Source organism: Geomonas propionica (genome assembly GCF_016458235.1).
GTDB lineage: Bacteria > Desulfobacterota > Desulfuromonadia > Geobacterales > Geobacteraceae > Geomonas > Geomonas propionica.
In genome coordinates this window covers 45,600-67,640 of the sequence record NZ_JAEMHK010000016.1, presented here as the reverse complement: position 1 = coordinate 67,640, position 22,041 = coordinate 45,600, and the positions used below count along the sequence as shown (strand labels likewise).

Here is a 22,041-nt window from a genome sequence, read left to right as displayed (position 1 = left end):
TCTCCCGGGGCGCCGGCCTTTTTCGTCAAATTTGCCGGGCCTGCAGCCGGCCGCGCGGGTTGTGCAGGAAGTTCGCCTTTTCCCTGAGCAGCGCCGTCATCTTCTGCACCGGCACCGGTCGGCTGAAGTAGTACCCCTGCGCCTCCTCGCTTCCCTCGGCCTGCAGCCAGGCCAGTTGCGAAGCGTTTTCCACCCCCTCCGCGATCACCCTGAGCTGCATGCTGCGCCCGATGCTGATCACCGCCCGCACCACGGCGGCGTTGTCGTTGTCGCGGGCGATGTTGCGGATGAAGGACTGGTCGATCTTCAGCTTGTCTACCGGAAGCTTCTTGAGATAGCTCAGGCTGGAATAGCCGGTGCCGAAGTCGTCGATGGAAAGCTGCAGCCCGAGCGCCTTCATGGCCGCCATGCTCCCCAGCACCCGTTGCGGGTCGCTCATGATGGTCGCCTCGGTGAGCTCGAGTTCAAGGGATTCCGGCGGAATGCCCGTCTCCAGGAGGGAGGCCTCGATGGTCTCCTCGAAGTCGCGGTGCTGGAAGAAACTGGCCGAGAGGTTGATCGCGGCGGAGACCTGGCCTAGCCCCAGATGCTGCCACTGACGAATCTGGCGGCAGACCGTGGGGATGATCCACTTGCTGATCTGGTGTAAGATGCCGCTTTCCTCGGCGATCTGGATGAAATGTTCCGGCATGATCAGGCCGCGCTCGGGGTGCTGCCAGCGGATCAGCGCTTCCATACTGGTGAAGTGGCCGGTGGCGAGGTCCACCTTGGGCTGGTAGTGCAGCACGAACTCGTCGTGCTCCAGCGCGTGCCGCAGTTCCGCCTCCAGGGCGAAACGCTCATGCGCCATCTCGTTCAGCCGGTGGGTGAAGAACTCGAAGTTGTTACCGCCGCCTTTCTTGGCGTGGTACATGGCGATGTCGGCGTGCTTCAAGAGGTCGAGGTAGTCCTTGCCGTCCTCGGGGTAGATGCTGATGCCGATGCTCGGGGTTACGATGACGTTGGTCCCCGGCAGCGGGAACCCGGCGTTGATGATCTTCTCGGCCACCGCGGTCGTCTCGTTCACACCGCAGTCCCAGAGCACCACCACGAACTCGTCCCCCCCGAGCCGTGCCACCACATCGCAGGAGCGGGTGCAGTCGCCGAGCTTGCGCGCGACCGACTGCAACAGCCGGTCCCCCACATCGTGCCCCATGGAGTCATTGATCTGCTTAAAGCCGTCGATGTCGAGGAACAAAAGGGCGACGCTGGTGCGCGTTTTCTGGGCCACCCTGAGCACGTCCTCGATCCTCGCGTAAAGCGTGCTGCGGTTGGGGAGCTTGGTGAGCGGGTCGTGGTGGGCAAGGAAGAAGATGTTCTCCTCGGCGCGCTTGATGTCGGTGATGTCCAGGATGAAGCCGTCCAGCCGCGAGATGGTGGCCCGCCCCCCCTTGCGGATCCGCTGCACCGCGCAGTTGTTCAGGATCCAGCGGATCGAGCCATCCTTGTGCACGATCCGGTGCCGGATTGGGTCCTGGTCCTCACCGGCGAAGATGCTGTTCAGGAACTGCACCACGCGGTTGCGGTCCTCTTCGTGGATCATGGTGAACCACAGCAGCGGGTCCTGGTAGTACTCATCCGGACTGTACCCCGTGATATCGAGGCACTTGGGGCTGTGGTAGATGGACTTGATGTCGCCCTCCTCGAAACGGACGCTGTAGACGTACTCGTTGATGTTGCTGACGATGGTGCGGCACTGCTCTTCGCTTTTCAAAAGCGCCTCTTCGGCGTTCTTGCGGATCGTGATATCCCGGATGTTGAACTGCAGCACCTTGCTCCGGTCGATGCGGTAGCCGGTGAGCACCACCTCCACGGCCACGCTGCGGCAGTCGCGGGTCACCAGACGCAGATCGTCGTTGTGCAGGTAATCCCGGTGCTGGAGTACGGCGAACTCGATCTGGCTGGCGGCCAGCGGGGTCAGCGGCGCAACCTCCCAGAGCGGCCTCCCCACCAGTTCATCGCGCCGGTATCCCAGCAGCTCCATCAGGAAGGGGTTCACGTCGTTGATCTCGCCGGTGGCGGCATCGACGATCATGATGCCGTCCTTGGCGGCCTCGAACAGACCCCGGTAGCGCGCTTCGGAGATCTGCAGCGCCTTGGCAGCCTTTTCGCTTTCGGTGATGCCGATCAGGGCGAGCCGGATCTCGGAACCTTCCCGGCAGGGGATCGCTTCGATGCGCAGCTGCTGCAGGGCGTCGCCGGCGTCGGAGAGGAGCGCATTGCAAGAAGTGCTCTCGTTGGAGGCGAGCACCCGCTCGAAAAACTCGGCCAGGGGCGGGCGGGAGCTTTCGCTGAAGAGGTCGGCAAAGGAGCGCCCGAGCAGGGCCTCGCGGTCCACCCCGAGCATCCGTTCTCCGGTGAGGTTGACGGCGCGGATCACACCGGAGCCGTCCAGGGTGATGTGGGCAACGGGCGCGTGCTCGTAAAGGTCAGTGTACAGCTTCAACTCCGCGGCGAGTTCGTGGCGGGAAACGCGCGCGGCCTTGGTGGTTTTTTTCGAGCTGCTCATTTCGGAACGAATCCCGGTCCTGCTCCTCGTCCCAACTGCTCCGCTCATGGGCTCCTCCGTGTCGTCGGCCAAATGAGATCTATGGCTGTTGGCGGTACTGTGATTCCAGCTGGTTACCTGTCGGGACTCGGTGCTGCTCTTAATTGGCACGGCGCCCCTGTCGTTATTATGATAAAAATGATAAGGGAAAAGGAATAAAAGTGCACCGGGAATTATCGAAACGAAGGTTCATTGATCCCCTGCAACGGACGATATTTCAGCATCTTGCTGGATGCGGCAACTGAAGCGGGAACCACCATGATGGCCAACGACCTGGAACTGTTACCGGATACCGAGGCAAACCGACTGCTGGCGGCGAGCGTGCATCCCGACGGGTGGCACAACCCGCAACCTGCCGAGCGCTATAACCTCGTGGTGGTGGGCGCCGGCACTGCGGGACTGGTCTGCGCGGCGGGCGCGGCCGGGTTGGGAGCGCGGGTGGCCCTCGTCGAGCGCTCCTTCCTAGGGGGGGACTGCCTGAACGTCGGCTGTGTCCCTTCCAAGGCGCTTTTGCGGGCGGCCCGCGCCGTCTTCGATGCCCGCTCCGGCGGTGGCTTCGGAGTGGTGGGGGGCGAAGGGGTAGGCGCCGATTTCGGCGCGGCCATGGAGCGGATGCGGCGCCTGCGGGCGGGCATCGGCCGGCACGACGCGGCACTGCGCTTCCGGGACGAACTGGGCGTCGACGTCTTCTTCGGCGCGGCGCGCTTCACCGGCACGGACCGTATCGAGGTGGCGGGGGCGGAGCTCAAGTTCTCCCGTGCCGCCCTTTGCACCGGCGCCCGTGCCGCCGTCCCCCCCGTTCCTGGTTTGGCCGAGGCGGGGTATCTCACCAACGAGACCGTCTTCTCCCTCACGGAGCTCCCGGCGACGCTGGCTGTGATCGGCGGCGGCCCCATCGGCTGCGAGCTGGCCCAAGCCTTCGCTCGCTTTGGGGCGCAGGTGACCCTGGTCGAGCCCGGGGCGCAGCTTCTGGGCCGCGACGACCCAGACGCCGCCCTCCTGCTGCACGAGGCCTTCCGCCGCGAGGGGATCGCGGTGCAGCTGGGGACGGAGGTGGTCGCCGTCGAACGGCGCGGCGGCAGGAAGATTCTGCGGCTGCAGTGGCAAGGGAGGCCGTTCGAGGTGGAGGTCGAAACGATACTGGTCGGCGCCGGCCGCGCCCCCAACCTGGAGGGACTGGGTCTGGAGCAAGCCGGGATTGCCTACGACCGAAACGGCGTCACTGTGAGCGACACGCTGCAGACGGCCAACCCGCGCGTCTATGCCGCCGGAGATGTCTGCTCGCGCCTGCGCTTCACCCACACCGCCGACGCCCAGGCCCGCATTCTGATCGCCAACGCGCTCTTCAAGGGGAGACGCAAGAACTCCTCTTTCACCGTCCCTTGGTGCACCTACACCGATCCGGAGATCGCCCACGTCGGCATGTACCCGGCAGAGGCGGCGGCGCGCGGCATCGAGGTGGACACCCTCACCGTCCACTTCGCCGAGGTGGACCGCGCCGTCTTGGACGGCGAGGAAGAAGGGTTCGCCCGGGTGCACCTGAAGAAGGGGGGCGACACCATCCTGGGGGCAACCATCGTCGCGCGGCATGCGGGGGAGATGATCAGCGAGATCACCCTCGCCATCGGCTCGGGACTCGGGCTCACCGCCATCGGCAACACCATCCACCCTTATCCCACCCAGTCGGAGTCCTGGCGCAAGCTGGCCGACGCCTACCAGCGCCGCCGCCTGACCCCCCTGGTGCGCAGGCTCCTGCACGCCTGGCTGTCCTGGCAAAGAAAATGGTAACGCCCGGCGCGTGGCTATGTTAAAACCTGCATATCCCACAGATGCAGGAGCACCGCTTTAATGAACCTGAAGAAAATCCTGGTCCTTTTCGCTGTCGTCGGCGCGGTGGCGCTGTTCTTCCTTTTCGACCTGCAGCGCTTCCTCACCCTGGAGGCGCTCAAGGCGAACCGGCAAATGCTCGCCGGTTATTATGCAGCGCACCAGGGGGCAACGGTCGCCCTGTTCATGGCGATCTACATCCTGCAGACCGCACTTTCCCTTCCCGGCGCCGCCGTTCTCTCCCTCGCCGCGGGTGCGGTATTCGGGGCGTTGGCCGGCACCGTCTATGCCGTTTGCGCCGCCACCATCGGCGCCACCCTTGCCTTCCTGGTCACCCGCTACCTGCTGCGGGACCTAGTCGCGGGGCGCTTCGGAGCCCGCCTGGAGGGGCTCAACCGGGAGCTGGAGCAGCGCGGCTTCAATTACCTGCTGTTCTTGCGGCTGGTGCCGCTCTTTCCCTTCTTCCTGATCAACCTCGCCGCCGGTCTCACCCGCCTGCCGCTACGTGTCTTCGTCCTGGGGACGCTGGTCGGCATCATTCCGGGGGGCTTCGTCTTCGTCAACGCAGGGGCGAGCCTTGCCGCCATCAACTCCCTTGCCGACGTCGCCTCGGCGCGGGTCCTGGGTTCCTTCGCCCTGCTGGGGCTGTTCGCGCTGGTGCCGGTCCTTTACGGCAGGCTGAAAGGGCGATAGAAACGTTTTTTGACATCCTGCAAGTGTCCGTTTACACTCTCCTAATCGCCCAGCCCGCATTTTAATAAGTGAGTGTGCTATGCCGGAAGTGTTACTTGCCGAGTACCAGATCAAACGCCTGGAAGTCCTGAACGAGAAGGGGGAGGCGGACCCGGAGTTGTTACCAGATCTCTCCGAGGCCCAGATGTGGCGCCTGTACGAGCTGATGCTACTGGCGCGCATTTTCGACGAGCGCGCCGTGGCCCTGCAGCGCGAGGGGCGCATCGGTACCTATCCCCCAATCCGGGGGCAGGAGGCGGCCCAGGTCGGCAGCGCTTTCGCCCTGACGCAAAAGGACTGGCTCTTCCCTTCCTTCCGGGAGATGGGCGCCCACCTGACGCTGGGTTACCCGATCCCGCAACTTCTGCAGTACTGGGGAGGCGACGAGCGGGCCCAGAAGGTACCGCCGGAATTGAACATCTTCCCCTTCTGCGTCGCCGTGGGGAGCCAGATCCCGCACGCGGCGGGAGCGGCCCTCGCCGCGCGCTACCGGCGCGACCCGGTGGCGGTGGTCACCTACTTCGGCGACGGCGCCACCTCCAAGGGAGACTTCCACGAGGCCATGAACCTCGCCGGGGTCTTCAACCTTCCCCTGGTCTTCATCTGCCAGAACAACCAGTGGGCCATCTCCATCCCGCTCAAAGGGCAGACCGCTTCCGCAACCCTGGCACAGAAGGCCGTGGCCTACGGTTTCGAGGGGGTCCAGGTGGACGGCAACGACGTCTTCGCCGTGTACCGCGCCACCCGCCAGGCGGTTGAGAAAGCCAGAAACGGCGCCGGCCCCACCTTCATCGAATGTCTCACCTACCGCATGGCCGACCACACCACCGCCGACGATGCCGGGCGCTACCGCTCCTCTGAGGAGGTATCCTTCTGGGCGGCACGCGATCCCATCCTACGCCTGGAGCGCTTCCTGGAGGGGCGCGGGCTCTGGAGCCCGGAAAAGCGTGAGGAGGTGGCGGCGCAGGCCACCGCCATCGTCGATGCCGGGGTCGCGGCCATGGAGGCCTCGGCCCCGCCGGCAGCGGGGGAACTGTTTGACGAGGTCCTCGCCACGCTCAGCCCGCGCCAGGCCGGCCAAAGGAAGGTGCGCTGATGGCCCAACTCAACATGGTCCAGGCGATCAACCAGGCGCTGTCCCAGGAGATGGCACGAGACGACCGGGTGCTGCTGCTCGGAGAGGATGTCGGGCGCGACGGCGGGGTGTTCCGGGTCACCGAGGGGCTACTGGAGCGCTTCGGCAGGGAGCGCGTGCTCGACACCCCGCTGTGCGAATCCGGCATCATGGGAGCGGCCATCGGCATGGCGGCCTACGGGCTGCGTCCGGTGCTGGAGATCCAGTTCCTGGGCTTCACCTATTCGGCCTTCGAGCAGCTTTTCGCACACGCCGCGCGACTCCGCTCACGCTCCCGCGGTCGCTACAGTTGCCCGCTGGTGGTGCGCACCCCCTACGGCGGCGGCATCAAGGCGCCGGAGCTGCACGAGGAGAGCACCGAGGCACTCTTTTGCCAGATTCCGGGGCTGAAGGTGGTGGTGCCGTCCGGGCCCTACGTCGCCAAAGGGCTCTTGCTGGCGGCACTGCGCGACCCCGATCCCGTCCTCTTCCTGGAGCCGACCCGGCTGTACCGCCTACTGCGCGAAGAGGTTCCGGAAGAGGAGTACCTGGTGGAGCTGGGGCGGGCCCGGGTGGCGCGGCCGGGGAGTTCGGTGACCGTGGTGGCCTGGGGGAGCATGCTGGAGCGGGTCCTGAAGGCGGTCGAGGGGTACGATGCCGAGGTGTTGGATCTCCTCACTCTAAACCCCTTCGACAGCGAGGCGATTATCAAATCGGTGCAAAAGACCGGACGGCTGGTGATCGTGCACGAGGCTGCCAAGACCTGCGGCTTCGGCGCCGAAATCGCTGCTACCGTCGCCGAGGAGGCGATCCTGCACCTGCGCGCCCCCATCCTCCGGGTCACCGCACCGGACGTCCCGGTCCCCCTGGCCAAGCTGATCGACCACTACCTGCCTGATGGGCAACAGATCAGGTCCGCCCTGGACCAGGTGCTGCAGTACTAGAATCCCCTCCCCTGGAGGGGGAGGGCTAGGGAGGGGGAATGCAGTGGCGTATCGCACCCCTTCCCCCCTCCCAGCCTCCCCCCTCCGGGGGGAGGAGCTATGTCGGGCCTATCGAATTTCAAGGAGAAAAGCGCATGCCTTTCGACTTCAAGCTTCCGGATCTGGGCGAAGGGATCGCCGAGGTGGAGCTGCGCCGCTGGCTGGTCGCCGCTGGGGATGTGGTCCGCGAACACCAGCCGCTTTTGGAGGTGGAGACGGACAAGGCGGTGGTCGAGGTCCCCTCGCCGCGCGCCGGTGTCGTGTCGGGACTGCGCCATCAGGAAGGGGCCACGGTCAAGGTGGGCGATATCCTGCTGACCCTGGCCGAACGCGAGGACCAAGGGCTACAGTCGCCGGGTGCGTCCCCGCCGGCGCCGTCGTCATCGTCATCACAGGGGCAGGGGCAGGGGCAGCCACCCCGGCCAGCTTCGGTCGGCATCGTAGGATCGCTTCCCGAGGCGGAGGATGAACCGCGCCCGGCATCGGTCGGTATGGTCGGCTCGCTGCCGGAGGCGGCGGAGCCTCCAGCCTCGGCGACTTCCGGCGAGTTCGAGGGGCTGGCGACGCCGATGGTGCGCAAGCTGGCGCGCGAGCGCGGCATCGACCTTAAGAGCGTCAAGGGGAGCGGCCCGCGCGGCTGCATCAGGCCCGAAGACCTCGACCGCCAGCTTCCTCCCGCCGCCAGGGTCATGGGGGGCGCCGGGGTGGAAGAGCGGGTCCCTTTGCGCGGCCTGCGCCGCACCATCGCCCGCAACGTGGCCGCCTCACAGAGGACCACGGCCTTCGTGACCAGCATGGAAGAGGTGGACATCACCGACATCTTCGAGATGCGAATCCGGGAGCAGGGGGAGGTCGAATCGCGCGGTACCCATCTCACCTTCCTGCCCTTCTTCATGAAAGCCGTGCAGCACGCGCTGAAGGACCACCCGCTCCTGAACGCGTCCGTCGACGACGAAGCCCAGGAGTTGGTGTTGAAGCGGCACTACCATTTCGGCATTGCGGTGGACACGCCGGAAGGGCTCATGGTCCCGGTGATCCGGGATGTGGACCAGAAGAGCATCATCGAGCTGGCGCAGGCGATCCAGGAGCTGGGACGCAAGGCGCGCGAACGGAGCATCACCCTGGAGGAACTGCGCGGCAGCAGCTTCACCATCACCAATTACGGGCACTTCGGCGGCACCTTCGCCACCCCCATCATCAACTGGCCCGACGTCGCCATCATGGGATTCGGGCGCATCGTCGAGCGTCCCTGGGTGCACCGCGGCCAGATCGTCATCAGGAAGATCCTGCCCCTTTCCCTCACCTTCGACCACCGGGCCACCGACGGCGCCGACGCCGCCAGGTTCCTCGGGAGGGTGCTGCGTTACCTGGAAGACCCCGCCCTGTTGTTCCTCGACTGCGGCTAAAAGGCCGCGCCTGCAACCTCGTTGTTGTTTTCTGCAATGAAAATGGTAGAGTGGGGCGCGCAATCTTTCTCAGAGGTATCCCGAAATGGCTCACCCCTCCATCACCTGTCCCCAATGTGGACGCGCCACCGACGCCAGATATTCCTCCTGCCTTTGGTGCGGCGCCGCGCTGCCCCCTTCCGGCGGCAGGGTGATCGAGGTGGTGCATGGCGAACGGGGGGGCGACCTCATCATTAACGGCATTATCGTCGCCAACGTGCTCTACTACCTCCTTTCGCTGCTGATCTCCAGCAAGAGCACGCTCGGCGGGGGGATCTTCGGCTTCCTGTCCCCGGACGACAACAGCCTGGCGCTGCTGGGGGCCACCGGGACCTACCCCGTTTTCCGCTACGGCCTCTGGACGCTCGTCTCCGCCAACTACCTGCACGGCGGGGCGATGCACATCCTGTTCAACATGATGGCGCTGCGCCAGATCGGACCCTGGGTCTGCGCGGAGTTCGGCGCGAGCCGCATGTTCGTCATCTACACGGCAAGCGGTGTCGCGGGATACCTCCTCTCCGTGGCGGCCGGCGTCCCCTTCACCATCGGCGCTTCGGCGGCGGTCTGCGGCCTGATCGGCGCCCTGTTCTATTTTGGCAAGAGCCGCGGCGGCAATTACGGCCAAGCCGTCTCGCGCGAAGTGAGCGGGTGGTTGATCAGCCTGGTCGTCTTCGGCCTGATCATGCCCGGCATCAACAACTGGGGGCATGGCGGCGGCATCGTCGGCGGCATCATCGCCGCCAAGCTGCTGGGCTACCGGGAGCGGCGCCCCGAGACTTCGCTGCACCGCGTGGCGGCTCTCGCCTGTCTTCTGGTCACCCTGGCCGTTCTCGCCTTCGGCGTCTGGAACGGTCTGCGCGTCCTCTCCTACCGTCATATCTAGCCTCGCATCCCCTGAACTCCGGGACCACTGGCGGTTTTTTCGCCCCCGTTGGCTCTCGCCTCTGGCGGCGTACCCGTTCAGAGCAGCCCGCCCGAAAGTTGTCCGACCATATCAAACACCCCCTCCCGATTGGCTCCGTCTAATGCGTAACTGCTTGTTTGCAGACATAAAATCCGGTATGGTAAGGCCAAAATTTTAGATGGGAGAGGCAGATGAGCGTCCATGAAGTAAACCACCCCCTGGTGAAGCACAAGATCGGGCTGATGCGCGAGTCCGGCATCAGCACCAAGAAGTTCCGTGAACTCACCGCCGAGATCGCCTGCCTGCTCGCCTACGAGGCCACCCGCGACTTCCCGTTGGAAGCGCGCTCCATCACCGGCTGGGACGGCAGCAGCATCGACATCCAGCAGATCAAGGGGAAGAAGGTGACTGTGGTTCCCATCCTGCGCGCCGGCATCGGCATGCTGGAAGGGGTGCTGGACATGATCCCCAACGCGAAGGTGAGCGTGGTGGGACTGGCCAGAAACGAGGAGACCCTTGAGGCGCATACCTACTTCGAGCGCTTCGTAGGGAAGCTGGACGAGCGCCTCGCGCTGATCATCGATCCCATGCTCGCCACCGGCGGCTCCATGGCCGCCACCATCGAGATGCTCAAGAAGAGCGGCTGCCGCCTGATCCGCGTGCTCTGCCTGGTCGCGGCACCGGAGGGGCTCCAGAAGATCACTTCGGCCTATCCCGACATCGACATCTACGTGGCCGCCATCGACCAGCGGCTCAACGAGCACGGCTACATCCTCCCCGGGCTCGGCGACGCCGGAGACAAGATCTTCGGCACCAAGTAGCGCCCCTGCTGCACCTTAGCGGGGGGGCCCCCTCCGTATCATCTTCCAAGCGAGGTCAATTGCATGTCTGAAGTAAAAGAACCGGTCTGGCGCCAGGCGCTGTCCGGCGCGCAGATCCTTTTTGTCGCCTTCGGCGCGCTGGTGCTGGTACCGATCCTCACCGGTCTGAACCCGAGCATGGCCCTCCTGGGCGCGGGTATGGGCACCCTCATCTTTCAGCTCTGCACCAAGCGGCAGGTCCCCATCTTCCTGGGCTCCTCGTTCGCCTTCATCGCGCCCATCATCTATAGCGTGCAGACCTGGGGCCTCCCCTCCACCATGGGTGGGCTCTTCGCCGCCGGTTGGCTCTACCTCGCCTTCTCGCTCGCCATCTACCTGCGCGGCGCCGACTTCGTACACCGCATCATGCCGCCGGTCGTGGTAGGTCCCATCATCATGATCATCGGCCTGGGACTCGCCAACGTGGCGGTCAACATGGCCATGGGCAAGACCGGCGACGGCAAGGCGGTCCTGGTCGACTACAACACCGCGCTCCTCGTGGCCGGCATCTCGCTTGCCACTACCGCCACCGTGGCGGTGCGCGCCCGCGGCATCTTCCGGCTGTTGCCGGTACTCTCGGGTGTCGCCGTGGGCTACGTCGTCTCCATCTTCCTCGGCCTGGTCGACTTCTCCAAGATAGCCGCCGCTCCCTGGCTCGAGGTGCCCAAATTCACGACGCCGGAGTGGAACTGGTCCGCGGTCCTGTTCATGATCCCGGTTGCCCTGGCGCCCGCCATCGAGCACGTGGGTGACGTGGTCGCCATCGGCGCGGTGACCGGCAAGGACTACACCGTGAAGCCGGGCCTGCATCGCACCATGCTGGGGGACGGCCTGGCGGTCTGCGCCGCGGCCCTCGTGGGCGGCCCCCCGGTAACCACCTACGCCGAGGTCACCGGCGCCGTCATGATCACCCGCTGCTACAACCCGGTCATCATGACCTGGGCCGCCGGCTTCGCGATGGTGATGGCCTTCTTCGGCAAGTTCAACGCCATCCTGCAGTCCATCCCGGCGCCGGTCATGGGGGGGATCATGATGCTGCTGTTCGGCTCCATCGCCTCGGTCGGTCTGAACACCCTGATTCACGCCCAGGTCGACATGCACCGCCCGCGCAACCTGATCATCGTGTCGCTGGTGCTGGTCTTCGGTATCGGCGGGCTCAGCGTCAACGTGGCCGGCCAGCACCTGCACGGCGTGAGCCTGTGCGGCATCGCCGCCATCCTTTTGAATCTCCTGCTCCCGAAAGGGGAGGCCGCCCCGATGGGCGGCGACGCCGTCGAGGAAGAGCCCGAGGAGACCGTGGCGTAGTTTCCTTACCGACGCCTGCAGCAAAACCGTACGCCGCCCCGCGCCAGTGGGGCGGCGTTTTTGCGTCTTGCGCGCGCCCATCCCTTGAACTCGCCCCCCCCTGAACTGGCCACCTCGCGTCCTCCCCTTTGCGAAGGGGAGACAGAGGGGATTTGCCGTTGGGTAAACTACGCAGTCCCTTGTTTAAGGGAGGCATCCCCGGAGCTCATAGCTTCGGTTCAGGACGAGATGGTGCTGGTGTGTAGCTAAGAGCAAATCCCCCCTGTCCCCCCTTCGCAAAAGGGGGGGACTCCATGCCACGTGTATTCCTAGTGGTCGGCACTCGACTCCCTGCCAGAAATTCTCAGATAAGCCTTTGCAGAAATGGATTAATAAAGATCTTGATTGGGGGGGAGGCAGGAATTGCCAACCCAGCCGACATGGGTATAATCTATTCGTTCAAAATTAGAACAAATTAACCAATTTAGCCGGCGCACCCTTTCGGTTGCCGGAAGCGAAACGCGCTCCGCAGTGCTCGGGGTGCCCAAAAGGAGGTCGACCATGAAGGGAAACGAGAGGGTGATCGAGCAGTTGAACGTCCGGCTGGCGGAGGAGCTAACCGCCACCAATCAGTACATGGTGCACGCGGAGATGTGCGAGAACTGGGGCTACAAGAGGCTCTACGCGGCCATTCGGGAGCGGGCCATCTCCGAGATGAAGCACGCGGAGAAGCTGATCGAGCGGATACTGTTCCTGGAGGGGAGGCCCATCGTGAGCAGGCTGGACCCGATCCACATCGGCGGGGAGATTCCGAAGATGCATCAGTTCGACCATGCCCTGGAGGAGAGCGCCATCAAGGGGTACAACGAGAGCATCAAGCTGGCGATGGAGTTGGGGGACCACGGCACCAAGGAGTTGCTGGAATCGATCCTCAAGCAGGAGGAGGATCACATCGACGACATCGAGGCCCAGCTGGACCAGATCTCGCAGATGGGGGTGCAGAATTACCTGGTCGACCAGGTCGGCTGACGCGGGTACCGGGCAGCGGGATGAGAGAGAGGGCGCCGGAAAACTCCGACGCCCTCTTTTTTGTCAGCGGCTAGGCGTCCTGCGCCTTTTCCAGTTCCGCCAGGCGTGCCCGTAGCGCCTTTTCCTTCTGCCAGCGGGCCGACACGTCGCGCATCACCGCCACGGTGCCGGCGACCTTTCCCTCGGCGTCCCTGATGATGGTCATTGAGAACTCGGTAGAGATGCGCGTGCCGTCCTTTTTCAGGGCCGGGGCCGCCAGCAACTCCTTCGCGTAGCGCGTGCTGCCGGTTTCCATGACGCGGTAGTACCCTTCCCAGTGGCGCGCGCGCTGGTTTTCCGGGATGAAGATGTCCAGTGACTGCCCGAGCGCCTCCTTGGCGCTGAACCCCAGCATCTCTTCCGCTCCCTTGTTCCACAGTCTGATCAAACCCTCCCTGTCAGAGAAGATGATCGCGTCGTTGCAGTTCTGTACCAGTTGCCGGTGCAGCTCCTGCTCGTCTATCTCGTGCATGGTTGCCTCCCTTGCCGTTTCTTTCAATGATACCATCCCTTGCATAACCGGCTCTTGACCGAAATCAAAACCCTGCAGTGCGTACGGTGTGTGACATTGTTTAAATATTAAATTTATATAATTGTAAACGCTGTTTCTAAAGATGCAGTAGCAGTTGCCGATATTCCCACTAATGACAGAGGACTCTGGGGTCCATTGGGAGGCGTGATGTTCAAGAACAAGCTGATGCACAAGATCCTGGCGATCATCGGTGTGAACCTCCTGGTGGGGATCGCCATCGTGGGTTGCCTCGCCATCTGGCTCCAGTACAGCTCCACCATGAAGCTGCAGGAGCAGAGCAGTCGCACCATGTCCGCGGTCATCATCGACGAGATCAAGTCTTTCATGATGAAGGACGATTCCAAGTCGGTGCTGAACCTGGCCAAGACGGCCAAGGACCAGAACTTCGGCTTCGGCTTGCAGATCTTCGGCAAGGACGGCAAGGATCCGGTCACCGGGGCGGTCGACAAGGACGTCACGGAAAGCTTCGCCACCGGCAAACGGGTCGAGAGGCGCGAGACGGTCGGTGGGGTGCACACCCTGCGTGCCGCGGTCCCCATGAAGAACGAGCAGCGCTGTCAGCAGTGCCACGACGCCGGAGACAAGTACCTGGGAGCCGTTTTGCTCACCTCCTCCCTGGAGGACGGCTACCAGAGTGCGCTCCACATGATCGCCCTGCTGGTGGGGGCGGGGTGCGTCTTCTTCATCTGCATGATGGGGGGGATGTACTTCTTCTTCCGGAAGTCGGTGATGCGGGAGATCCTCTTTTTCTCCGAGAAGCTCAAGGACATCGCGGAAGGGGAGGGGGACCTCACCAAGGAAATCCCGGTGCGCTCGGACGACGAGGTCGGGGACCTGGCGCGCCACATCAACCACCTGGTCCACAAGCTGCGCGAGACCATCACGGTGCTCTACGACCTGGCCGAGAGCATCTCGATCTCGCTGTGCCATGTCTCCAGCCGCGCCACCAAGACGGTGAGTTCGGCGGCGGACCAGAAGCAGCGGTCCGAGGCGGTCGCGGTAGCCACGGAGGAGATGGCGGCGACCTTGAACGTCGTGGCCGGCAACACCCACCAGGCTGCCGGGTTCTCCTCCGAGGTGGATGAGGCGGCCAACCGCGGCATGAGCGTGGTGGACAGCGCCTGCAATTCCATCACCATGATCAGGGAGAATGTGGCGCAGACCCTGGGGACCGTGCAACGGTTGGAGACGTCGTCGGCGCAGATCGGAGACATCATCGTCCTCATCGAGGACATCGCCGACCAGACCAAGCTCCTGGCCCTCAATGCCGCCATAGAGGCGGCCCGCGCCGGGGAGCACGGGCGCGGTTTCGCCGTGGTAGCCGACGAGGTGAAGATGCTTTCGGAGAAAACGGCCACCTCGACCAAGGAAATCGCCAAGATCATCACCAACATCCAGATGGAGAGCCGCGAGGCGGCCCGTTCGATCACGGAGGAGCAGGGGCGCGTGGAAGACGGCGTCGAGAAGTCCGCGGCGGCCAAGGAGTGTTTGGAGCGGATTCTGGGGCTGGCAGGCGAGACGGCGCAGCTCATCAACCAGATCGCCTCAGCCACCGAGGAGCAAAGCGCCACCACCAACGAGATCGCAGAGAAGATCCACAACGTCTCCAGCTCCGCCTCCGGGGTGCACGAGGACATGCTGGAAAGCGACCGGGCCTTCACCGAGCTGACCCGGGTGGCGGAGCAGATCTTCTCCACGGTGGGGAAATTCAGCGTTGGTAACCGGCACGACGAGATGAAGGCTCTCGCCACGGAGTTGAGGGATAAGCTGACCGCGACCATAGAGCAGGGGGTGGCGTCGGGCAGGATCACCATGGCCGACCTCTTCGACCGCAACTACCGCCCGATCGCCGACACCTCTCCGCAGAAATACCACACCGCGTTCGACAGCTTCTTCGACCAGTACGTCTCTCCGGTGCAGGAGGAAGTCCTGGGACGCAAGGGGACCATTTTCTTCGCCATCTGCGTCGATGACCACGGCTATGTCCCCTGCCACAACCTGCGCTACTCCAAGCCGCTCACCGGCGACGCGGAGACGGACAAGGTGAACAACCGGACCAAGCGGATCTTCGACGACAAGACCGGGCTCAAGGCGGCCCAGAATATGGAGCCGTACCTGCTGCAAACCTACATGAGGGATACCGGTGAGATCATGAACGACATCTCCACCCCGATCATGCTGAACAACCGGCACTGGGGGGCGGTCCGACTCGGATACCTCGCCAAGTAACGCTTTGCCGGGTGCCAGACGGGCTGCCTCAGGGCGGACCTGCCTCGCACCCGGCGCCGCTAAGGCGGATCCGCCGGCCACCTCCGTTCTGTTTTATTTTGGTGTAAGACGCGCGGCCCACAGATGTCGCTGCGGCTGCGCCCCATTGGGCCGCGGCTCGCGGCGCAGCCTCTTCCCGCTGTTGCGCCCCCGCCCCGGCCGGCCGCGACGCCGTCCCATAGAGCGGCAGAATTGAAAAGAAAAATTCCATCTGCGCTCAAAGTCTCCCCTTCATGAAAATACCCAATTTAACAGAATAAACCCCGGCCGCCGTCCTCGGGTCAGCCCGCGCCGGAACACGAAACAACTTTTTATTCTTGACGTGAACGGCAAGTTCAGATTAGATTGCATACTGTATACATCGCCGCAGTCTCGGCTCAGCGCCCTCCAGGCGCAGTAGAATAGGGTCTGGAGCGGTGACGGGAGCCCGGTGCGGCCGATGCGGGTTTTTAGTTGACTCTGTGGTCTCCCTTAAGTAGAATCCGGTTCTAATTTTTCCCTGAAACACGATAAATCCCCGTCAGACAGCAGGTTTGTCCGGTGTGGAGTGGCAGTAAAAACCATGTGATTTGTCAGCTTTATGCTGATTAGGTTGTAAACATCAAAACAAAACAGGAGGCAGATATGTCCGAGTACGGCACACTTCAAGACCGGGTAAAATGCAAGCAACTTTTGAACAAGGTCATGGCTCCCGAGCAGACCATTGACTTCTTCAAGAACGGGATGAACCTTGGTTGGTCCGGTTTTACCCCGGCCGGTTATCCGAAAGTGGTGCCCATCGCCCTGGCTGACCACGTCGAGAAGAACAACCTGCAGGGCAAGCTGAAGTTCAACCTCTTCATCGGTGCCTCCGTCGGCGCCGAGACCGAAGACCGCTGGGCGACTCTGGACATGATCGACCGCCGCTGGCCGTACCAGACCGGCAAGAACATCGCAGCGGGCATCAACGCCGGCCGCATCCGTATGGGCGACAAGCACCTCTCCCTGTTCGCTCAGGACCTGGGCTACGGCTTCTACACCAAGGACTCCGAAAGCGGCAAGCTCGACCTCGCCATCATCGAAGTCTCGGCCATCAAGGAAGACGGCTCCATCGTGCCGACCTCTTCCTGCGGCGTCATCCCCGAGATCCTGATGATCTGCGACCGTATCATCCTCGAGGTGAACACCGGACAGCCCTCCTTCGAAGGGATCCATGACCTCCTGACCCCGCTCACCCCGCCGAACCGCCAGATCTTCGGCATCACCCATGCCGGCGAGAGGATCGGCTCCACCTCGATCCCCTGCGATCCGAGCAAGGTCATCGCTGTGGTCGAGTCCAAGCTGCGTGACCAGGGGCGTGCCTTCGCCGAGCAGGACGACACCTCCGAGGCGATCGCGAACCACATCATCGACTTCTTCACCGCCGAGGTGAAAGCCGGCCGTCTGCCGAAGAACCTGCTCCCGATCCAGTCGGGCGTCGGCTCCATCGCCAACGCCGTCATCGGCGGCCTGGCCAAGGGCCCCTTCAGCAACCTGACCGTCTACACCGAAGTGCTTCAGGACACCATGCTGGATCTGTTTGACTCCGGCAAGCTCGACGCGGCGTCCTCCTGCTCGCTGTCCCTCTCGGCAAGCCCCGGCTTCCCGCGCTTCTTCGAGAACATGGACAAGTACTTCGACAAGATCACCCTGCGTCCGCTCTCCATCTCCAACGCTCCCGAGCCGATCCGTCGTCTGGGTTGCATCGCCATGAACACCCCGGTCGAGATCGACATCTTCGCGCACGCCAACTCCACCCTGGTCGGCGGTACCCGCATGATCAACGGCCTGGGCGGCTCCGGCGACTTCCTGAGGAACGGCTTCCTCAAGATGATGCACACCCCGTCGTCCCGTCCGAGCAAGACCGACCCGACCGGTATCTCCTGCGTCGTGCCGCACTGCTCGCACATCGACCACACCGAGCACGACCTCGACTGCGTCATCACCGAGCAGGGTCTGGCCGACCTGCGCGGCCTGGCACCGAAGGAGCGCGCCCGTCGCATCATCGAGAAGTGCGCCCACCCGGATTACAAGGCGCAGCTCACCGAGTACCTCAACATCGCCGAGAAGGACTGCCTGGCGAGGAAGGTCGGCCACGAGCCGCAGTTGTGGGATCGCGCATTCAAGATGCACCTCAACCTTGAGAAGAACGGCACCATGAAGCTCAAGAACTGGGATGTGAAGATCGACCTCTGCGAAGACTAGTCTTGCAGCGCAAGCAGCAAAAAGGCCCCGCCGGCAACGGCGGGGCCTTTTTTTGTAATCAGCTCGGCTCAAACAGCGCAAACAATCGCATCTTCCCCCACCCCCTTACCCCCTCCCGCAAGGGGCGGGGGCAGCGGCAGCGTGTCTCTTGAATTGGGATGATGCCGCCGCGGGCTAGCCGCGCGCCTTGGGGTGGGCTTGGTCGTACACCTCCATCAGCTTGTCGATGCTGACGTGGGTGTACTTCTGGGTGGTGGAAAGCGAGGCGTGCCCTAAAAGCTCCTGGATGGCCCGGAGGTCGGCGCCCCCTTCCAGGAGGTGGGTGGCGAAGGTGTGGCGCAGGGTGTGCGGGGAAACCTTGCGCATGGCGGCGATGAGCATCATGTGGCTGTCCACGATGCGCGTCACGCTGCGCCGGTTGATCCTCTTGCCCCGGCTGTTCAGGATGAGCGGCTCCGACGGGGCGGGCTCGCCGCGCTCGGCGAGGTAGGCGGCGAGGGCGCCCCGGGCGAAGGATCCCACCGGCACGATGCGCTCCTTGCCCCCCTTGCCCATGACCCGCGCCACTGCGCCGGCAAGGTCGAGGTCCGCCACGTTCATCCCGGTCAACTCGCTCACCCTGATGCCGCAGGAGTAGAGGGTCTCCAGGACCGCGCGGTCCCTTAGCGGCAGTCTGCTGCCGGCCGGCGCCTCCACCAGCGCGCTCACCTGGTCGATGTTCAGATGGAAGGGGAGCCGTTTCTCCTTCTTGGGGGTGCTGACCAACTCGGCGGGACTCTTCTCCAGGCGCCCCTCACGGAGCAGGAAACGAAACAGCGCCCGGATCGCGGAGAGCTTGCGCCCGATGGAACTCTTGGCGTGCCCTTTGTGCAGTTGGGCTAGGTACTGCCTGATGGCGAGGTGGTCCACCTTTTCCGGGGTCGGCTCGCCGCGCCCCTCCAAAAAGGAGGCGAACTGCTCCAAGTCGCTCTTGTAGGCGGCCAGGGTGTGGGGCGAGACGTTGCGCTCGGTCTCCAGGTAGCCGCAGAATTGCTCGATGGCGCGTTTCATGGTATGTGAATCTACCTCAGGGCAAGGCAACATTACAACAGCTTTTGAAGGGGAGGGTGAGATGTACCAAGTGGTGCTGGAGCGGGTTTCGGAGTACGGCCGCGAGGAGATGCGGGAAGCGCTGGCCCGGCTCCTGGAACCGCTGGGGGGGATGGAGCGCTACGTGAAGCCGGGCGAGCGGGTGTTGATCAAACCAAATCTCCTCTCGGCGAAGCCGGTTGAGGCGGCGGTGACCACGCACCCGGAGCTGTTGCGCGCGGTGATCCTGGAGGTGCGCCGGGCCGGCGGGGTGCCGCTGGTGGGGGATTCCCCCGGCGTGGGGAGCGGCCGGCGCGTGGCCGAGCGCTGCGGCATCATGGCGGTCATCGAGGAGACCGGCGCGGAGTTCGTCCCCTTCAACGAGTCACTCCCCGTCGCCGGTGTCGGCACCTTCAAGGAGTTCCTGCTGGCGCGCCCCTACCTCGAGGCGGACCGCCTGATCAACCTCCCCAAGCTGAAGACCCACGAGATGATGACCATGACCTGCTGCGTGAAGAACCTGTTCGGGGCCGTGGTGGGGACCGCCAAGGCGGCCTGGCATCTCAAGGCGGGCGCGGACAAGGAGCTCTTCGCCAACATGCTCTTGGAGCTGTACCGGCTGCGCGAACCGGACCTGAATATCGTCGACGCCGTGGTGGCCATGGAGGGCAACGGCCCGGGGAGCGGCGACCCCTGCCCGGTGGGCGTTCTTTTGGCCGGGGACAACGCGGTAGCCGTGGACCAGGTCGCCGCCCGGGTGGCGGGTATTCCCCGGCAACTGCTTTACCTGGAAAGCGCGGCCCGGCGCATGGGACTTCCGGGGACCAATCCCGAGGAGGTCGCGGTGCTGGGGCCGGACCCGGATCAGGTGCTGGAGCGCCCGCTGCGGCTCCCCCATCTTTCCGACGTACAGTTCGGGCTCCCCGGCTTTTTGAAGAACCGGCTCAGAAACCAGTTCACCTCCCGTCCCGAGGCGGCCCCGGACAAATGCGAACTCTGCAGCGTCTGCGTCAAGGCGTGCCCCCCGGCGGCGATACGGGTCCAGGGGGGGAGGCTTCGTTTCGACTACCAGCGCTGCATCCGCTGCTTCTGCTGCCGCGAGCTTTGCCCCCACGCGGCGCTGACACTCAAGGACGGCTGGCTGCTTTGGCTGATGAAGAAAAGCGGCCGTTCCTTATAGCGCCGGGGGCGGTTGACAAGGGGAGGGGGGGCAATTATATTTTTCCCCATCCTCCGGGAACGACACAGCGAGGGATGCAAATCCAACCAGGGAAAAGGAGATCACGCCATGTGGACTAACTTCTTTATGATCCGTCCGGTGACCCACTGCAAGGAAGGTTGCCCTAGTCGGCCCGCCGCCTGACCGCGACGGGCTCCCCTCATGAAAAAAGCCCCCCGTACACCACGGGGGGCTTTTTCTTTTCGGTCGGCAAATCTTGGCAAGCTAAAGTCCTGGGCCGCATCACCCGATGCGGAAGTCAGGGGCGGGGACGACGCCGGCCGCTTCCTCCCCCGTGCGCCTGCATTTCTTCAAAACCCGTTTGAATTGACAACTGTGCCAAATTCCGCTATTCTGCGCACCTGTGCGTACGCGTGCCGCCACTCAAAAATAGGTATTGAATGCTTAAAGTTACCCTTGTCATACTTGCACTTCTGACCCCCTGTCTCGCCCTCGCGGCGCCCGCAAGCCTGCTCCAGGATTCCGGAGGCAAGGAGCATAGGACCCTGCAGCTCGCCTCGGCCGATCTCGCCCTTTCCAAGGGGCTCGGCCTTACCTCGGCCGACTTTCCCGGCAACGAAGACCTCGCCGCCGCCGACCCCGACGACTTCGAATTGAAGCTGCCGGAGACCGAACTGCCCGACTCCGACATTCCCCTTACCTTCAACTCCAAGGTCGAGTACTTCACCCGCTACTTCCAGGGTCCCGGCCGCGGCTTCTTCGCCAAGTGGCTCTCCAGGAGCGAGCGCTACATCCCCATGATGAAGACGGTGCTGAAGAAGGAAGGGCTCCCCGAGGACCTGGTCTACCTGGCCATGATCGAGAGCGGCTTCATCCCGCACGCCGTTTCGGTGGCCGCCGCCGTCGGCCCCTGGCAGTTCATGCCGGCTACCGGCAAGCGCTACGCGCTCAGGATCGACCCCTGGATCGACGAACGGCGCGACCCCCTGAAGGCCACCGTCGCCGCGGCGCTCTACCTGAAGGAGCTTTACGCGCTGTTCAACAACGACTGGTACCTGGCCGCCGCGGGATACAACGCCGGGGAGAACAAGATCCTGCGCGCCATCAGCATGTACAACACCCGCGATTTCTGGGAGATCTCCAAGGGGAGCTACCTGGCCCGCGAGACCAAGGACTACGTCCCCAAGCTTCTGGCTGCGGCCATCATCGCCAAGGAGCCGGCCAAATACGGCTTCGCCGACGTCGCCTACCTTCCCCCGATCGAGTTCGACCAGGTGTCGATCCCGTCCCGCACCGACCTGGACGTGATGGCCAAGGCCTGCGGCATTCCCCTGCAGAACATCAGGGAACTGAACCCTGAGCTGCGCCGCGCCACCACGCCGCCGGATTACCCGGGCTACCAGTTGAAGGTGCCCAAGGGGGTCGGCTCCACCTGTGCCGCCGAGTACGCCAAGATTCCCGAGTCGGAGCGCTACGTCGAGCGGATCAGGAACGTGCAGTACCGGGCCAAGAAGCGCGACACCCTCGCCTCCATCGCCAGGCGCTTCAACACCAGCCAGCAGAGCATCGCCGAACTGAACAGCCTGGGCAAAAAGAAGGTGAAGCTCGCCGGGCGCGTGCTGACCATCCCGGTCCAGGTGGCTTCGGCGCATGCCGAGGCGCATCCGGCCACGGCGGACGCGAAGCTGGAAGCGAAGGCCGAGGTGAAAGTCGAGACCAAGCCCGCCACCCAGGTCGCCAAGGCCGAGGCGGAGTTAAAGGAATTCCACAAGTACTACACGGTGAAAAAGGGTGATACCCTCACCTCGCTCGCCAAGAGGTTCAACGTAACGGCCAGGCTCCTCTCCGCCTGGAACAACCTGAAGACCCGGGTGGCCCTCAAGCCCGGCAAGCGCATCATCGTCGCCAAGTACCAGGAGAAGAAGGGCGCCCTGGTCAAGGACGAAGGGTAACCCCGTCGACCGCT

16 protein-coding genes are annotated in these 22,041 nt (G+C 64.0%); 13 read left to right on the top strand and 3 right to left on the bottom strand.

Features of this window, described 5'->3' with window-relative positions; all coding sequences use genetic code 11:
- Positions 1-25 precede the first annotated feature (25 nt).
- Complete coding sequence (locus JFN90_RS18530) at positions 26-2,596, bottom strand: sensor domain-containing protein (protein ID WP_199396602.1); 2,571 nt, start codon at positions 2,594-2,596, stop codon at positions 26-28.
- 183 nt (positions 2,597-2,779) lie between these two features.
- Between JFN90_RS18530 and JFN90_RS18525 the strand changes: the two genes are divergently transcribed.
- The 9 genes from JFN90_RS18525 (at position 2,780) to bfr (ending at position 12,765) form a co-directional block, all read left to right on the top strand.
- The gene (locus tag JFN90_RS18525; protein WP_456237447.1) at positions 2,780-4,375 is read left to right on the top strand and encodes a mercuric reductase; all 1,596 of its coding nucleotides are present in this window, start codon (positions 2,780-2,782) and stop codon (positions 4,373-4,375) included.
- A 60-nt stretch (positions 4,376-4,435) separates the two neighbouring features.
- Complete coding sequence (locus tag JFN90_RS18520; RefSeq protein WP_199396601.1) at positions 4,436-5,107, top strand: TVP38/TMEM64 family protein; 672 nt, start codon at positions 4,436-4,438, stop codon at positions 5,105-5,107.
- 79 nt (positions 5,108-5,186) lie between these two features.
- Positions 5,187-6,242 (top strand): pyruvate dehydrogenase (acetyl-transferring) E1 component subunit alpha, encoded by a 1,056-nt coding sequence (gene pdhA / locus JFN90_RS18515; protein ID WP_199396600.1) that lies wholly within the window; start codon positions 5,187-5,189, stop codon positions 6,240-6,242.
- Complete coding sequence (locus JFN90_RS18510) at positions 6,242-7,204, top strand: alpha-ketoacid dehydrogenase subunit beta (protein WP_199396599.1); 963 nt, start codon at positions 6,242-6,244, stop codon at positions 7,202-7,204. The genes pdhA and JFN90_RS18510 overlap by 1 nt, the downstream gene beginning before the upstream one ends.
- A gap of 134 nt (positions 7,205-7,338) precedes the next feature.
- Positions 7,339-8,649 carry a dihydrolipoamide acetyltransferase family protein gene (locus JFN90_RS18505; protein ID WP_199396598.1) on the top strand — a complete coding sequence of 437 codons (1,311 nt, stop codon included), beginning with the start codon at positions 7,339-7,341 and terminating at the stop codon, positions 8,647-8,649.
- A gap of 85 nt (positions 8,650-8,734) precedes the next feature.
- Positions 8,735-9,571: a rhomboid family intramembrane serine protease gene (locus JFN90_RS18500; RefSeq protein ID WP_199396597.1), complete on the top strand. Its 837-nt coding sequence runs from the start codon at positions 8,735-8,737 to the stop codon at positions 9,569-9,571.
- Between the two features lie 212 nt (positions 9,572-9,783).
- Positions 9,784-10,413, top strand: a complete 630-nt coding sequence (gene upp, locus JFN90_RS18495; RefSeq protein ID WP_199396596.1) for a uracil phosphoribosyltransferase — start codon at positions 9,784-9,786, stop codon at positions 10,411-10,413.
- Positions 10,414-10,476: 63 nt separating this feature from the next.
- The gene (locus JFN90_RS18490) at positions 10,477-11,757 is read left to right on the top strand and encodes a uracil-xanthine permease family protein (RefSeq protein ID WP_199396595.1); all 1,281 of its coding nucleotides are present in this window, start codon (positions 10,477-10,479) and stop codon (positions 11,755-11,757) included.
- Positions 11,758-12,297: 540 nt separating this feature from the next.
- Positions 12,298-12,765 (top strand): bacterioferritin, encoded by a 468-nt coding sequence (gene bfr / locus JFN90_RS18485; protein WP_199396594.1) that lies wholly within the window; start codon positions 12,298-12,300, stop codon positions 12,763-12,765.
- 70 nt (positions 12,766-12,835) lie between these two features.
- Here the strand turns inward: bfr and JFN90_RS18480 are convergent, their stop codons facing one another.
- The gene (locus JFN90_RS18480; protein ID WP_199396593.1) at positions 12,836-13,276 is read right to left on the bottom strand and encodes a PAS domain-containing protein; all 441 of its coding nucleotides are present in this window, start codon (positions 13,274-13,276) and stop codon (positions 12,836-12,838) included.
- A 207-nt stretch (positions 13,277-13,483) separates the two neighbouring features.
- Between JFN90_RS18480 and JFN90_RS18475 the strand changes: the two genes are divergently transcribed.
- Positions 13,484-15,565, top strand: coding sequence for a methyl-accepting chemotaxis protein (locus tag JFN90_RS18475; protein WP_199396592.1), 2,082 nt, complete (start codon positions 13,484-13,486; stop codon positions 15,563-15,565).
- A 663-nt stretch (positions 15,566-16,228) separates the two neighbouring features.
- Positions 16,229-17,827 (top strand): acetyl-CoA hydrolase/transferase C-terminal domain-containing protein, encoded by a 1,599-nt coding sequence (locus tag JFN90_RS18470; RefSeq protein WP_199396591.1) that lies wholly within the window; start codon positions 16,229-16,231, stop codon positions 17,825-17,827.
- A 174-nt stretch (positions 17,828-18,001) separates the two neighbouring features.
- Here the strand turns inward: JFN90_RS18470 and xerC are convergent, their stop codons facing one another.
- Complete coding sequence (xerC, locus tag JFN90_RS18465) at positions 18,002-18,877, bottom strand: tyrosine recombinase XerC (protein ID WP_199396590.1); 876 nt, start codon at positions 18,875-18,877, stop codon at positions 18,002-18,004.
- A gap of 61 nt (positions 18,878-18,938) precedes the next feature.
- Between xerC and JFN90_RS18460 the strand changes: the two genes are divergently transcribed.
- Positions 18,939-20,075: a DUF362 domain-containing protein gene (locus tag JFN90_RS18460; RefSeq protein ID WP_199396589.1), complete on the top strand. Its 1,137-nt coding sequence runs from the start codon at positions 18,939-18,941 to the stop codon at positions 20,073-20,075.
- A gap of 440 nt (positions 20,076-20,515) precedes the next feature.
- Positions 20,516-22,027, top strand: a complete 1,512-nt coding sequence (locus JFN90_RS18455; protein WP_199396588.1) for a lytic transglycosylase domain-containing protein — start codon at positions 20,516-20,518, stop codon at positions 22,025-22,027.
- The last annotated feature ends 14 nt before the right edge of the window (positions 22,028-22,041 follow it).

Coding starts and splice junctions, on each gene's coding strand:
- JFN90_RS18490 (WP_199396595.1), top strand. CDS start 10,477: ATGTCTGAAGTAAAAGAACCGGTCTGGCGCCAGGCGCTGTCCGGCGCG.
- JFN90_RS18460 (WP_199396589.1), top strand. CDS start 18,939: ATGTACCAAGTGGTGCTGGAGCGGGTTTCGGAGTACGGCCGCGAGGAG.
- pdhA (WP_199396600.1), top strand. CDS start 5,187: ATGCCGGAAGTGTTACTTGCCGAGTACCAGATCAAACGCCTGGAAGTC.
- upp (WP_199396596.1), top strand. CDS start 9,784: ATGAGCGTCCATGAAGTAAACCACCCCCTGGTGAAGCACAAGATCGGG.
- JFN90_RS18455 (WP_199396588.1), top strand. CDS start 20,516: ATGCTTAAAGTTACCCTTGTCATACTTGCACTTCTGACCCCCTGTCTC.
- JFN90_RS18505 (WP_199396598.1), top strand. CDS start 7,339: ATGCCTTTCGACTTCAAGCTTCCGGATCTGGGCGAAGGGATCGCCGAG.
- JFN90_RS18520 (WP_199396601.1), top strand. CDS start 4,436: ATGAACCTGAAGAAAATCCTGGTCCTTTTCGCTGTCGTCGGCGCGGTG.
- xerC (WP_199396590.1), bottom strand. CDS start 18,877: ATGAAACGCGCCATCGAGCAATTCTGCGGCTACCTGGAGACCGAGCGC.
- bfr (WP_199396594.1), top strand. CDS start 12,298: ATGAAGGGAAACGAGAGGGTGATCGAGCAGTTGAACGTCCGGCTGGCG.
- JFN90_RS18470 (WP_199396591.1), top strand. CDS start 16,229: ATGTCCGAGTACGGCACACTTCAAGACCGGGTAAAATGCAAGCAACTT.
- JFN90_RS18510 (WP_199396599.1), top strand. CDS start 6,242: ATGGCCCAACTCAACATGGTCCAGGCGATCAACCAGGCGCTGTCCCAG.
- JFN90_RS18500 (WP_199396597.1), top strand. CDS start 8,735: ATGGCTCACCCCTCCATCACCTGTCCCCAATGTGGACGCGCCACCGAC.
- JFN90_RS18475 (WP_199396592.1), top strand. CDS start 13,484: ATGTTCAAGAACAAGCTGATGCACAAGATCCTGGCGATCATCGGTGTG.
- JFN90_RS18530 (WP_199396602.1), bottom strand. CDS start 2,596: ATGAGCGGAGCAGTTGGGACGAGGAGCAGGACCGGGATTCGTTCCGAA.
- JFN90_RS18480 (WP_199396593.1), bottom strand. CDS start 13,276: ATGCACGAGATAGACGAGCAGGAGCTGCACCGGCAACTGGTACAGAAC.